The 13,266-nt window shown below is 59.2% G+C and carries 13 protein-coding genes and 4 tRNA genes; 2 read left to right on the plus strand and 15 right to left on the minus strand.

Annotated features, from left to right (window positions below):
- Window positions 1-27 precede the first annotated feature (27 nt).
- The 9 genes from rplA to CPPEL_RS09790 all read right to left on the minus strand — a co-directional run bounded on the left by rplA (window position 28) and on the right by CPPEL_RS09790 (window position 4,881).
- Window positions 28-735, minus strand: coding sequence for a 50S ribosomal protein L1 (gene rplA, locus CPPEL_RS09750; protein WP_123960951.1), 708 nt, complete (start codon window positions 733-735; stop codon window positions 28-30).
- A 110-nt stretch (window positions 736-845) separates the two neighbouring features.
- On the minus strand, window positions 846-1,280 hold the full coding sequence (gene rplK / locus CPPEL_RS09755) for a 50S ribosomal protein L11 (protein WP_123960952.1): 435 nt from the start codon (window positions 1,278-1,280) through the stop codon (window positions 846-848).
- A 245-nt stretch (window positions 1,281-1,525) separates the two neighbouring features.
- The gene (gene nusG, locus CPPEL_RS09760) at window positions 1,526-2,359 is read right to left on the minus strand and encodes a transcription termination/antitermination protein NusG (protein ID WP_123960953.1); all 834 of its coding nucleotides are present in this window, start codon (window positions 2,357-2,359) and stop codon (window positions 1,526-1,528) included.
- A 154-nt stretch (window positions 2,360-2,513) separates the two neighbouring features.
- A complete protein-coding gene (gene secE / locus CPPEL_RS09765) occupies window positions 2,514-2,834 on the minus strand; it encodes a preprotein translocase subunit SecE (protein WP_123960954.1) in 321 nt (106 codons plus the stop codon).
- Window positions 2,835-2,991: 157 nt separating this feature from the next.
- Window positions 2,992-3,064 (minus strand) — tRNA-Trp (locus CPPEL_RS09770).
- Between the two features lies 1 nt (window position 3,065).
- Window positions 3,066-3,140, minus strand: a tRNA-Met gene (locus tag CPPEL_RS09775).
- A gap of 38 nt (window positions 3,141-3,178) precedes the next feature.
- Window positions 3,179-3,251: transfer RNA gene (locus tag CPPEL_RS09780), tRNA-Thr, on the minus strand.
- Between the two features lie 467 nt (window positions 3,252-3,718).
- Window positions 3,719-3,800, minus strand: a tRNA-Tyr gene (locus CPPEL_RS09785).
- A 61-nt stretch (window positions 3,801-3,861) separates the two neighbouring features.
- Window positions 3,862-4,881, minus strand: a complete 1,020-nt coding sequence (locus CPPEL_RS09790) for a polyprenyl synthetase family protein (RefSeq protein WP_123960955.1) — start codon at window positions 4,879-4,881, stop codon at window positions 3,862-3,864.
- Window positions 4,882-5,035: 154 nt separating this feature from the next.
- Here CPPEL_RS09790 and CPPEL_RS09795 point away from each other — a divergent pair, with 154 nt between their 5' ends.
- Complete coding sequence (locus CPPEL_RS09795) at window positions 5,036-6,277, plus strand: geranylgeranyl reductase family protein (RefSeq protein ID WP_123960956.1); 1,242 nt, start codon at window positions 5,036-5,038, stop codon at window positions 6,275-6,277.
- Window positions 6,278-6,328: 51 nt separating this feature from the next.
- Window positions 6,329-7,294: a lactate/malate family dehydrogenase gene (locus CPPEL_RS09800; protein WP_123960957.1), complete on the plus strand. Its 966-nt coding sequence runs from the start codon at window positions 6,329-6,331 to the stop codon at window positions 7,292-7,294.
- A gap of 38 nt (window positions 7,295-7,332) precedes the next feature.
- Here CPPEL_RS09800 and CPPEL_RS09805 read toward each other — a convergent pair whose 3' ends face one another.
- From CPPEL_RS09805 to CPPEL_RS09830, 6 genes are read right to left on the minus strand one after another with little or no spacing between them, the layout of a single operon-like run.
- Complete coding sequence (locus tag CPPEL_RS09805) at window positions 7,333-8,211, minus strand: VOC family protein (protein WP_123960958.1); 879 nt, start codon at window positions 8,209-8,211, stop codon at window positions 7,333-7,335.
- A gap of 22 nt (window positions 8,212-8,233) precedes the next feature.
- The gene (locus CPPEL_RS09810) at window positions 8,234-8,923 is read right to left on the minus strand and encodes a demethylmenaquinone methyltransferase (protein ID WP_123960959.1); all 690 of its coding nucleotides are present in this window, start codon (window positions 8,921-8,923) and stop codon (window positions 8,234-8,236) included.
- Between the two features lie 40 nt (window positions 8,924-8,963).
- Window positions 8,964-10,055 carry a glycosyltransferase family 4 protein gene (locus CPPEL_RS09815; RefSeq protein ID WP_123960960.1) on the minus strand — a complete coding sequence of 364 codons (1,092 nt, stop codon included), beginning with the start codon at window positions 10,053-10,055 and terminating at the stop codon, window positions 8,964-8,966.
- Between the two features lie 4 nt (window positions 10,056-10,059).
- The gene (locus CPPEL_RS09820; protein WP_123961306.1) at window positions 10,060-10,500 is read right to left on the minus strand and encodes a hypothetical protein; all 441 of its coding nucleotides are present in this window, start codon (window positions 10,498-10,500) and stop codon (window positions 10,060-10,062) included.
- A gap of 32 nt (window positions 10,501-10,532) precedes the next feature.
- Window positions 10,533-12,149, minus strand: coding sequence for a 2-succinyl-5-enolpyruvyl-6-hydroxy-3-cyclohexene-1-carboxylic-acid synthase (gene menD / locus CPPEL_RS09825; RefSeq protein WP_123960961.1), 1,617 nt, complete (start codon window positions 12,147-12,149; stop codon window positions 10,533-10,535).
- A 3-nt stretch (window positions 12,150-12,152) separates the two neighbouring features.
- Window positions 12,153-13,178 (minus strand): o-succinylbenzoate synthase, encoded by a 1,026-nt coding sequence (locus CPPEL_RS09830; RefSeq protein WP_123960962.1) that lies wholly within the window; start codon window positions 13,176-13,178, stop codon window positions 12,153-12,155.
- Between the last annotated feature and the right edge of the window lie 88 nt (window positions 13,179-13,266).

Raw genomic sequence — 13,266 nt, forward strand, 5'->3', positions numbered from 1 at the left:
AGCAGTGTGCACTCACGTGCGAGTGCTTTAAGCCTCGGTGTAGTTCTTCTGAACGGAAGGATCAACCGGAACGCCAGGGCCGAAGGTGGAGGCCATGGTGACCTTCTTCAGGTAGACGCCCTTGGAGGAGGAAGGCTTGATACGCAGGATCTCGTCGATCAGTGCGCCGTAGTTCTCGGCCAATGCCTTGGCGTCGAAGGAGGACTTACCAATGATGGCGTGCAGGTTGGAAGCCTTGTCCACGCGGAAGGAGATCTTGCCGCCCTTAACGTCGGCGATAGCCTTTGCCACGTCGGTGGTCACGGTGCCGGTCTTGGGGTTCGGCATCAGGCCACGGGGGCCGAGCACGCGAGCCACACGGCCAACCTTGGCCATCTGGTCGGGGGTTGCGATGGCAACGTCGAAGTCGATGGTGCCAGCGGTGATCTGCTCGATCAGCTCGGTGGTGCCCACGATGTCGGCGCCAGCTTCTTGAGCCTGGGTTGCCTTCTCACCCTCGGCGAATACGGCCACGCGCACGGTCTTACCGGTGCCGTTGGGCAGGGAGACGGTGCCGCGCACAAGCTGGTCAGCCTTGCGGGGGTCAACGCCGAGGCGCAGTGCAACCTCAACGGTGGCGTCGGTGTTCTTGGAGGAGGTTTCCTTCACCAGCTCTGCAGCAGCCATGGGGCTGTACACGCGGCTCTTGTCTACCTTCTCTGCGTTGGCCTTGTATGCCTTAGAACGCTTGCTCATGTTGAAAAATCCTTCTGTGGTTCTTATTCGGATTGTGTGGTGCGAGCCGAAGCTGGCCCTGCCACGGGAAAGGAAGGTGCTGCGAAAAGGTGCAGCACGTTATTCCTTGTTTATTCCTTGACCTCGATGCCCATGGAGCGTGCGGTGCCCATGATGATCTTGGCTGCGGTGTCAACGTCGTATGCGTTGAGATCTTCAAGCTTGGTCTGGGCGATTTCCTTGACCTGGTCGAGGGTGACGGTGCCCACCTTCTGGGTGTGAGGAACGCCGGAGCCCTTCTTGATGCCAGCGGCCTTCATCAGCAGCTTGGCTGCCGGAGGGGTCTTCAGCTTGAAGTCGAAGGAGCGGTCTTCGTAGACGGTGATCTCTACAGGCACAACGTTGCCGCGCTGGTTTTCCGTTGCAGCGTTATAAGCCTTGCAGAATTCCATGATGTTCACGCCGTGAGCACCAAGGGCAGGACCAACCGGGGGAGCCGGGTTTGCCTGGCCTGCTTCGATCTGCAGCTTGATCAGGCCGGAGACCTTCTTCTTCTTAGGAGCCATGGAGACTTCTACCAACTTTCCGTGTTAACGCCGATGCGCCTTTTTAGCTTTTCGACGTCCGGATGCCAGAGACATGAAACGAGGCGAAAAAGCGTGCCTGTGCTTCATTCATCCAGCCACCGGGGATGTATATGTTCTTATTCGCGCATGCCTCAAACACACGCGATCAACCAGAATACACTCAAACCCCGCCTGCAACCAAAGCAGCCGGGGTTTTTCCTAGTGCAATCAGGACTTGAAAAGGCCTAGGTGATCTTTTCTACCTGATCAAAGCCGAGCTCCACAGGAGTTTCGCGGCCGAAGATCGACACGAGCGCTTGGAGCTTGCCGTTTTCGGCATCGATCTCGGAGATGGTGGCCGATACCGATGCCAGGGCGCCGGTGAGGATGGTCACGGCCTCGCCAACCTGGTAGTCCACCTGCACCGGAGCCTTGGTGGCCTCGGTGGGCATTGCCACAACCTGCTCGCCATCTTCGGTCGCTGCACCCTTGTCGGTGCCGGGCGCAGATTCCTGCGGCATGAGGAACTTGGCCACGTCGCGGTGCTTGACGGGGGTGGCGTTGCCTTCGTTGCCCACGAAGCTGGTCACACCAGGGGTATCGCGTACCACGGACCAGGCGCGGTCGTTGATGTCCATGCGCACCAGCACATAGCCGGGCAGCAGCTTGCGCTTGACAATCTTGCGCTTGCCGTCGCGGATCTCCACGGCCTGCTCCACGGGCACAACGACCTCGAAGATGGAATCTTCTACCTCAAGGGTCTGGGCACGCATGTCCAGGTTGGTCTTCACCTTGTTCTCATACCCGGAGTAGCACTGAATGATGTACCACTTGCCGGGCTGCTTTTTCAGCTCACGGGTGAATTTACGCAGGCGAGCCTTGTACTCGGCATCGGCGTCGAGTTCCTCGGAGTCTTCAGCGATGGCAGCCTCGTAGTCGGCTTCCTGCACCGTTTGCTCTTCAACCTCAACCTCGTTGGAGGTTTCGGTCTGCTGCTCTTGCTCTTGCTCGGCGCTTAGTGATGCTTCGACGGCTTCGCCGAAGGCATCAGCAAAGGAGCCATTGTGCTCATCGCTCATACTGTGTTCCATCCTTTTGAAGGTGTGTCGTACTTCCTGCCAGCGTGGTGGCCGTGCTGCTTTTTAAGCCTAGCCTGCTCGCTGACATAAAGTATCCCGCCTCACCAGTGCTTTCGGTGAGGCGGGATCTTCTTTTTTGTGGGTGTCAGTATAACTACTGGCTCAACACCTTTTCAACTCCCAAGCCGGCGATGAAGTCCACGCCTGCCACAAGAGCCGTCATCAAAATCAGGAAGGCAAACACGATGATGGTGTAGTTGACCATCTGCTTGGTGGTAGGCCAAATCACCTTGCGCATTTCCTTGCCCACCTCAGGCAGGAATTGCACGACGGAACCACCGGGGCGATCATCATGCTCGCGCTTGGCTACCTTCTTGGCCTCCGCTTGGGAAGCATCAACGGTGCTCGTTCCGGCGAGTTGGCGCTTGCCGGTGGGCCGGGCTGCCGAGGTAGGTTGCCGTTGTTCTTCGCTCACTGCATTCCCTTAATCATGTTGCCTATCGGGACCTTTTGGCGCACCGCCAGGTACACCACGTTCAGATTGGCAACTATAGCACGCTGATGGTGGTGCCAATAGAACGCAAGAACACCCGGTGCCTCAAGGCAACCGGGTGTTCTCTATTTTCCTCTTGCAGGGGCGACAGGACTCGAACCTGCAACCTTCGGTTTTGGAGACCGATGCTCTACCAATTGAGCCACGCCCCTTTGGTAGCGATGGCGAGAATTGAACTCGCGACACAGCGATTATGAGTCGCTTGCTCTACCACTGAGCTACACCGCCACGATCTTCCAACTAGGTTACCCTAGATAAAAGAACAGAGCCCCCTGACAGAATCGAACTGTCGACCTTTTCCTTACCATGGAAACGCTCTGCCGACTGAGCTAAGGGGGCGCTAGCCTCATTGAATTGTGCCGGTATTTTCCGACCCGCTCCTGTTGAAGCCTGATAAAGATTAACCCGAAGCATTGAAAGAACACAAATCTGCACTACAGCCTAGTTTTTCAGCGCCCCAACGCTTCCGTTTCCAACGCCCCTGATCACCACGGCCGCGCCAGAAGCCAGCGCGCCCTCGATCGAAGTCCCGCTGGAAGTCCAGCGCCGCCTGACGCGCCTGGGGATCATGCTCTTCTGAACGCTTAGCAACCTTGCGCTGCATCATGCCGGCAGGAATACGGGAAAGACGCCAGTCGCCGCAAGTATTGCGCCCATCGATCCCGAAGCCAATAGAATTTTCCGCTTCATAACCCCTCCACCGTGTCGTAGGTCACCTCATTGTAGGCTTGATCGAACTATGGTCAAGGTTTTTTGGGAAACGCGAAGGAGCCCGTCACTTTCGTGACGGGCTCCTTACATTGCTGTGCCAGGTAGAAGATTCGAACTTCTGTAGGCAATGCCGACGGATTTACAGTCCGCTCCCTTTGGCCGCTCGGGCAACCTGGCGTGCGTTGAACACTCTACACTGCCCATCCCGCAACATTGCAAATTCGCACTACAACAGCCATTATCCAACGCGTGCGACAGTAAAGCGAGCCAAGTTGCGCAGTGCATCCGTGGTGGCACATGCAGGCAGCGCCTCGAGGTGCTGCTCGGCTTCGTTGAGGTACGCGGAGACGTCGTCAAGCGCCTTTTGACGCCCCTGCGACTTCGCCAGCAGGCCCAGCACATGCTCCACCGTGGCGTCGTCATGGATGGGGCCGGTGAGGATGCCGCGCAGCTCCTCACCCACCGGGGTGTCTTCCTGCAGCGCGTAGAGCACAGGAAGGGTGAACACGCCTTCGCGCAGGTCCGTGCCGGGGGTCTTGCCGGACTGGGTGGTATCAGAGAAGATGTCGATGAAGTCGTCCACGATCTGGAAGACCATGCCGATGGCATAGCCGTAACCCTGCAAGGCCTTGATGTGCTCCTGGCTTGCCCCGGAGTGCAGGCCGCCAAGGAAGCCAGCAGAGGCGATCAGCACGCCGGTTTTTTCGCGGATCACATTCATGTAGTGCTCCACCGGATCCCCGTCGCCAGCGCCGATGGTCTCGCGCATCTGGCCGGTAACCAGATCCCCGAAGGTCTCGGCAAAGTGCGCCACCGTTTCCACACCCAGCTCACTCATGATGCGCGAGGTGTGCGCCAACAGGATGTCGCCAGCCAGGATGGCCACCGAGTTATTCCAACGGGCGTTGGCACTGGGCACGCCACGGCGCTTATCGGCCTCATCCATCACATCATCGTGATAGAGGGTGGCCAGGTGCGTCATCTCTACAATCGCGGCGGCCTTGATCACGCGATCATTCATCGGCTCGCTGCCGTATTGGGAGGCCAGCAGCGCGAACATGGGGCGGAAGCGCTTGCCGCCTGCCTTGGTCAGGTGCAGCACCTTCTCGGAAACAAAGGCCTCGCCTTTCGATAGCTCCTCGATCAGCAGCGTTTCTACGCGCTCCATGCCATCGGCTACGGCCTTGTTTAGGGTGTCGTCGCCAAGATCGACGTGTGCCGCCGCCACTGGCTGCGATCCTTCGGCGCCGTTGCTCATTTCCACACTGCCTTACATTGAGGTCGAGGGCTCGGCGCCGAGGGGCTCAAAGCGTCGTGCCACGTGAAGCATGTTCCAACTAACCCCTTTACCGTAGTCGAAACGCCCACATACACACACCCCGGGGTGCACGGCCAGCAGTTGAACTGCCACAATAACCCCTGTGACTCCTACGCAATTAAGCCCAGAGCTGCTCGTGATCGGTGCAGGACCAGCCGGATCCGCCGCTGCTTGGCACGCCGCGCAACAAGGCCTCGACGTGCTGATCGTTGATCAAGCACAATTCCCCCGCGATAAAACCTGCGGCGATGGCCTCACCCCTCGCGCGATTCACCAGCTTGAGTTGATGGGCATCGACGTCACCTCCCACTACCACTCCAAGGGCCTGAAATTGCACGGCTTCGGCGGTTCCGTTGAAGCACCCTGGCCCGACTCCCCCTTCGGCACCCTCGGCTCGGCCATGCCCCGCACCGAGCTGGATCAAACCCTGCTGGATCACGCCGTGGCGCAGGACAGTGTTCGTTTCCTTGGTGGCGCAGGCGCTACGGAGGTAACAGTCGAGGGGTCGATCAAGCAGGTGCGTTTGAGCGACGGCACCCAGATCCATCCGCGTTTTGTCATCGTGGCCGATGGGGTGCGTTCCACCTTTGGCAAACAGCTCGGCCGCACCTGGCATAAAGGTGAAGTATTTGGCATTGCCGCGCGCTCCTACTGCGATACGCCCTTCTGCGATGAACCCTGGATCCATTCGCACCTTGAGCTTCGCGACGCCGAAGGGACGATTCAGCCAGGCTATGGGTGGATCTTTCCGCTTGGCGACGGCCGCGCGAACGTCGGTTGCGGCGCCCTTTCCACTGACAAGCGCCCAGCGAAAGTGAATACCAAAAAGCTGCTGCATCTCTATGCCGATCAGCAACGCGTTGCCTGGGAGTTTGCTAAGCCCCAGCACGTCACCTCCGCGCTGCTGCCCATGGGTGGCGCAGTATCTGGCGTGGCAGGACCGAACTGGATGCTCATTGGTGATGCAGCCGCCTGCGTGAACCCGCTCAACGGCGAGGGCATCGACTATGGATTAGAAACTGCCCGCATGGCAGTAGCGATCCTGGGCCAAGGCGAAGACTTCAGCGATACATGGCCTGCTGTCTTGCGCGAACACTATGGCGAGGCCTTCCTGCTGGCGCGCACCTTGGCTCGTGCTTTGACCTACCCACAATTCTTGCCACTTACAGGTCCATTCGCGCTGCGCAAACCGCTGGGGAAGTACATCATGCCCACGGCCGCCCGCTTGATGGGCAACCTCGTGGTAGAACAAGACCGCGACCTGGTGGCTCGTTGCTGGCGCGCGGCCTCAGGGATGAGCATGCGTTTGCGCGGCGATAGGGTGCTGTGGGGATAAACGCAGGCGATAGGGCACACAAACGCAACGACGCTTTCTAGAGTTAAAGGCATGCAGCAATCAAAACTCGTCGTCGTCGGTCTGGGTCATGTTGGTTCTTATGTGTTGAGCTATGCCATGGACTCAGGCCTGTATTCAGAAATTGTCACCATCGATATTGAGCCGAAGATCGCGCTCGGTGAAGCAGTAGACCAAGCGCAATCCACCGGCGTGATGGGCACTACGCACACCTATTGCCACGCAGGCGATTACAGCGACTGCAAAGATGCAGACATCATCATCGTGGCCGCCGGCGCCTCCATCGTGCCAGACCCCAACGATCCCGAGCGCCTACCCGATCGCTCCGAACTGGCAGGGCTCAGCGGCGTGGTGGTGCGCGATGTGATGAGCAATATCGTCCAACACACCAAGGATGCGGTGATTATCTTCATCACCAACCCACTGGATGCCGTGGTGCATGTGGCCGTGACCGAATTCGACTACCCCACCCACAAGATCTTCGGCACCGGCACCATGCTCGATTCCGCGCGCCTGCGCTACGCCATCGGCCAAGAGCTCGGTATCGACCCCAAATCCGTTACCGGCTACATGATCGGCGAGCACGGCTCCACCGCCCTGCCAGCCCTTTCACAAGTCAATGTCTTTGGCCTTGGCTGGGAAGAACTCGGCCAATGGCGCGGCAGCGCGCTGCCAAGCGCACCAGAAATGCAAGAACGCGTGATCCGCTCCGCCTACGACGTGCTGCTGAACAAAGGCTGGACCAACGCCGGTGTGGCACGCTCTGCTAACGCACTGGCCAAGTGCCTGCTCATCGGCGAACGCTCCGTGCACCCCATCTGCACGCTGATCACTGACGGCATCTACGACTTGCCCGAAGTCTCACTGTCCCTGCCCACCTTCATCGAACCCGAGGGTTGGGCAAAACGCCTCCAACCCCAGCTCAACGACTGGGAAATTGAGCAACTGCATCACTCGGCCAAGTTCATCCTCGACACCGTGGAGAACACCAAGCAGTAGCAGGCCGGGGGCAGTTCCGCGGATCGTGCAACAACCTGCTAAAACTCCTCAATCATGATCTTGCCCATGCCCATGAGCTTTTCATAGGCATTGGGCTTGGTCATGAGTTCGCCCATGTTGTCTGGCACGATCTCCCAGCTCACGCCGAATTCGTCGCGAAGCCAACCGCAACGCTCGGCCTCCGGCACGGCGCTGAGGCCATCGAAGTAGTGGTCAATTTCTTCCTGGCCGTGGGCATTGACCAGCAGCGCCACGCCGCCATCGAAGCTAAACGGTTGCTTGACCGCGGAGTCCATGGCACCGATGGTTTCACCGAGCAGCTCGAAGGTGGCAAACACCACCGACTCGGGCTCAATCACCCCGTTAGCATCCTGGCCAATCTCACCGTAGGTCACCTTTTGGTTCACGCGGCCGCTAAAAAGCTTGGTATAACGCTCGATGGCCTCCCCGGCGCGATTCTGGGCCTCGCCGCAGAACATGAGGCTGGGGTACATGGCGGGGAGGTCGGTGGGTTCGGTGTGGCTGAACAACTGCCAGCTCACACCAAACTTGTCCTGCACCCAGGCGTAATGCTCATTGAAGTCATAAGAGCCCAAGGGCATGAGGGCAAAGCCACCATCTGTGAGGTGCTCATAGAGCTTGGCGGTGGCCTCGACGCTGGGGTTGCTCACCATCAAAGAGATCGAGGGGTTGGGGGTGAAGGTGTCATCAGCGTTGATGAGCATGATGTGAAAGCCGCGCAGGGAAAGCTCGATCAATAGCGTTTGCCCGGCCATGGGCTGCTGGAAATCCAGCAGGCCTTCCTCGGGGTAACGCTGGTGCTCAACAACGTGGGCATCTTCGAAGGCGGCCAAGTAGAACTCGGCCATTTCATCGGCATTGCCGTTACACCAAATATTCGGGACGATTTTTTGCATGCCCCGAGGCTACCTGGCACTACTAGGCAGGCTTGATGGCAGAGTGCATGGCCACGATGCCGAAGGTGAGGTTTTGCCAGCCGCAATCCGACCAACCATTGGCGTTGATCTCACGCGCCAAGGCCTCTTGTTCCGGCCAAGCGCGGATGGAATCGGCTAAGTACTCATAGGCATCGGGGTTGGAAGATACGAGGCGAGCCACCGGCGGTAAGAGGCGCATCAGGTATTCCTTGTACACGGTGCCAAATACCGGCACCACGGGCTTGGAAAACTCCGCCACCGTCAGCCTGCCACCGGGTTTGGTCACGCGCGCCATTTCGCGCAGCCCGGCGCGGAAATCGTGGATATTGCGCAGGCCGTAGGAGATTGTGACCGCGTCGAAGGTGTTATCGGCAAAGGGCAGTTGCATGCCATCGCCGCAGACCTTGGGCACGTCGCGTTCGGCACCTGCTGCGAGCATGCCCTGGGAGAAGTCGCAGGCAATCACGGTGGCGCCGGACTTGGCTAGCTCCTCGGTAGATACTGCGGTGCCGGCGGCAAGGTCGAGTACGAGCTCGCCGGGGCGCAGGTCTAGGCGCTCGCGGGTGCGTTTGCGCCAGTGCCGATCCTGACCAAAGCTCAAGATGGTGTTGGTGAGGTCGTATTTTTTGCCCACCGCGTCAAACATTTTTGCCACGTCGCTGGGTTGTTTATCCAAAGATGCCTTAGCCACGCTGTGTAAGTGTAGTCAACGCCGCTTCTGCCTTTGGGCGCTAAGCCACAAAACAGGCACGCACCTGGGCGTAGTGCTCAAATAATGCTTCGCACACGGCGTCCCAGGTTCGCGGCTCTACCTTCGCCCTGGCTGCTTTGCTCATCGCGTCGTGTTGCTTAGCTAGTCGACGCACCGCGTCAGGCAATTCCTGCTCAAATGATGCAACAGGCAGCAGTTCCCCAACGCTTGGGTCGATGAGGTCAATCGGGCCACCGGCGCGCGGGGCGATGGTTGGTACACCGCTGGCGTGAGCTTCTTGAATGGTTTGGCAGAAGGTTTCAAATTCCCCGGTGTGCACGAAGATATCCAGGTTCGCCATCTCCTCGGCGAGCTCTTCGCCATACCGTGCACCGAGGAACTCAGCATTGGGCATCGCTCTTTGCAGCGCGCCGCGTTCTGGCCCATCACCGATGATCACCAGCTCAAAGGCTGGGTCTTGATCCAGGCAGGCCAGGCGGTGCACGCTTTTTTCTGCGGCGAGCCTGCCCACGTAGCCCACCCTGATTGGTTGGTCTTGTGACTTCTGGCGGCGGCGCTTCTTGGGGTGAAAAAGCGCTACGTCTACTCCCCTGCCCCAGCGCTGAATATCGTGCACACCTGCGCGGCGCAGTTCCTGCTCGGCCACGCTACTGGGGGCCAGTGTGAGGCTGCAGGCATTGTGCAAGGTGGCAATCCAGCGCCAGGAGGCTTGGTAGAGCCAGCTCAGGCGATAGCGAAGTGAAAAGCCTGCAATATCTGTTTGAAATACCGCCACGCAGGGAACATCGAGGTGCTTTGCAGCCCAAGCACCGGCGCCGCCAAGCACGAAGGGGCTTGCCAGGTGCACGACGTCTGGTTGGAATTCACGTAAGGCAGAAAGCACCTTCGGGCTCGGGGCTCCTACCGGCAGGGAGTTAATTCTTGGTACTCGGATCTGCGGTACTCGAATGACCGGTGTGGTGCCTACGTTGCTGATGTCTTGGGCGCTACCCGGCGCGATCACGATGCATTCGTGCCCGTGGCGCGAGGCATAGTCGAGGATGCGCAACACGGAGTTGCTTACTCCATTGACGTAGGGCAAAAAGGACTCGGCGATGATCGCCACGCGCATACGCTTACCTCACGGTGGTGCGAATAGTGGGGGCCTTGGCGGCTTGCGTAGCAGGCCACCTGCTCACCAGCCACCATAACCCGGCGGCTATGGCACTCGCGACCGCTAGCGTGCTCAAGGCGGGAATCAGCGAAAGCGTCCACTTTCTTCCCTCAACCTTGGCTAAGTCGTAGTTGTCTTTCGCGTAGGTCACCCACACTCGCTGGCCTTCGCCTAAGTCGCTGGGATAGAGCAACCCCGTTTTCGGCGAATGTAAGCGCCCATCATCGCCTTGGTATTCCACCGATGTGCGCAAAGTTCCCACATCAACCACCGTGGCCAGGGCACGCCCGGGGTTGTTATTGATGGTGCGGTCATTTAATGCAGGCCCAATCACCATGGCGGCACAACCGAGCACAGCAAAGATGTACAACACCAGCACTAATTGGTGAGCGCGGCGTCGAATAGCTGGGGTGATGCCTGGTCGGTGCAGCGGGCTCACATGCTCACCCGAGCCTGAAGGCTTGCATGGATATCGCGGCGAGTAGCGCGGGTGGTTTTGGCCTCGATCACCCGGAAACCGCCGTACTCAGTGCTATCAATCAATGCCACGATGAGATCCTGCAGCGAATCCACCTGCTGATACTCCACCTCATAGCCCTGGCACAGCGCCTCAAGGTCGGCGTGATGGGGAGTGCCAAAGGCACGCTCGAAGCGCTCCCGATACTGCGGGGCGCCAACCTCTAAGGTCTCGAAAATGCCGCAGCCATCATCATTTGCCACCACGATGGTGAGGTTTTCTGGGCGGGGTTGCTCACCGATAAGCAGGCCGCCAATGTCGTGCAAGAAGGTCACATCACCCATCAACGCCACCGTGCGCGGCGGACGAAGCTCCGTCGGGTGTGCCTGCTGTAAGGCAAGGGCAATGCCGATGGCTTGCGAAACGCTGCCATCAATGCCTGCAGCACCGCGGGCGGCGAAGGTATCCACACCCGCGAAAGGCAGGCCCACAAATGCAGCATCGCGCACCGGATTAGAGGAGCCGAGAAACAGCGTGTCTCCGGTGCCGAGGGTATCTGCTACCGCTGCTGCTACATGCAATCCGCTCAAGCCGTGATCTTCGGCCAAAGTATCGCGCACCGCTTCTGCCCCAAGCTCTGCAGCGGCCTGGGCAATATTGAGCCATTCTTTGCTTGGCGCACCGCTAGCTTTCACCCGGGAGCCCACGGCCTTGGCCCGCTGGGCTGGATCGGTGATGGTGTTGCTTCGGCTCAGCACATACAGATCAATGGCGGGATCAGATAGCAGCGCCATCACCTCGCGGTGCAAGGTGGGATGGCCTACCACAATGATCTGCTCAGGCTTGGTGTTTACTACATAGCCTTCTGCGGAAACCTGCTGCTTGCTAAACACCCCGGCAGCCAGCGGATGCACCGGGTGAAAAGGCGCGGGCGCGCTGGGTTCTGCGATGGTGGGGACATCTTCTAAGCCTGCCACCTCCCAGGCCTCATCTCCTGCGATAACCAAGGTTGGCTTTCTAAGATCAATGGCTACTTCGCCGTGATCTTTAAAAAGGCTCTGGTTGCTTCCGCGCTGGGGCTGCTCTGCCTGCGAAGGTGCTTCGAGCAGCGAATCTTCCACCAGTGGGGTATCGCATTGCACGTTGAGGTGTACCGCGTGCGCTGTAAATGCTTGGTCGAGCTGCTCTAAGTGGGCAGCTTCGGAGATATTCACCGTGGGTGCGACATTAAAGATGCCGTCTTGCACGATGGTTTGATTCGCGCCGGTTCCTTGCAAACGCGCCGGACGATCAGCAGAGATCATCACCAAAGGCGTATGGGAGTAGGCGGCCTCCACCATCGCCGGGGCGCAATTAGCCACCGCAGTACCCGAAGTGGTGATGATGGCAACGTGGCGGCCTTGCACCCGTGCCATACCTAAAGCCAAGAAAGCGGCGGAGCGTTCATCAATCCGGGTATGCACGCGAAGATCATTGCGCGCTAATACCGCAAGTGAAAGCGCGGAGTTCCGCGAACCAGGGCAAATCACTACGTCGCTAACAAAGCGGGCGAGTTCGGCGGCAAAAAGGCGTGCAAGCTCTGGCGAGGAGGTCATGGTTTAGCAGTCTAGTGCCTCATCTGGCAGGTACTCCCATGCCTGCGCCAAACGCTTCAACCAGGCATCTTTGCGCGCCCCACTAGCTTGAAGTGCTTCTAAGCGCTCTGGCTCAGGTGCCAACATTTCGGCTTTGAGCCGGCCATCGACCAATTCGCGGCTGGCGGTGACATCTTCAAGGAATAGCCGCTGGGTGCCAAGGCCCGCGGCCGCAGGTGGCACATCGAATTCCTCATCATCGCTATGCCGCGGCAAGGCGGCCACTGCCGCAAGGCCGGCGTTGATGCCCACGCCGGTATCAAGTGCACTGGCAACGGTGATATCGAGGCCTTGGGCGCGCATAAACTTCGCTACCTCCAACACCTTGCGCACTCCGCCGATCGGCGCAGGCTTTACCACGGCCACATCAGCGGCTTTGGCGCGCGCCACCTCGTAGGGATCTTCTGCTCTTCGGATTGATTCATCGGCCGCGACTCTGAGAAAGATGCCACTGCGGACCAGACGATCGCGCAGTTGGGCAAGTTCGGCCACCGTGGCACAGGGCTGTTCCATATAGTCCAAAGGGCCAAGCTGCTTGGCGGCCTCTAAGGCCTCATCCACGCTCCAGCCACGATTGGCATCCACACGAATCTTGGCCAAAGGCCACAGATCACGCACCGCCTGCACGCGGGCTACGTCTTGGGCAAGGCTTTGCCCAGGCTCTGCCACTTTCACTTTCACGGTGCTACAGCCCTCAAAGCGCTCAAGGATTCCTGCCACATCTTCGGGTTGTACCGCTGGCACCGTGGCGTTGATATCGACCCACTCGCGCAGCAAAGGCGGTGGCCCCTGATAGGCCATTTCCAAGCCGCTGGCTAACCAGTGGGCGGCCTCGGGTGCCGCATAATCTTCAAATGGGCAGAATTCGCCCCAACCGGCAGGCCCTTGGATCAGCAGCGCCTCGCGGGTTTGGATCCCGCGAAACTGCACTCGCATCGGCAGTGCTACGACATAGCTGCGTTCGAGGACGTCTTCTAAAGCAATCGCCATACTTGCAGAGTCTAAACACCACCTGGGTCTCCCCACATGCGCGCCCTCAGGCTCCGCCGCCGCGCAGCCCCCATCACCGCGCAGGCTC

It is taken from the genome of Corynebacterium pseudopelargi (assembly GCF_003814005.1).
Taxonomy (GTDB): domain Bacteria; phylum Actinomycetota; class Actinomycetes; order Mycobacteriales; family Mycobacteriaceae; genus Corynebacterium; species Corynebacterium pseudopelargi.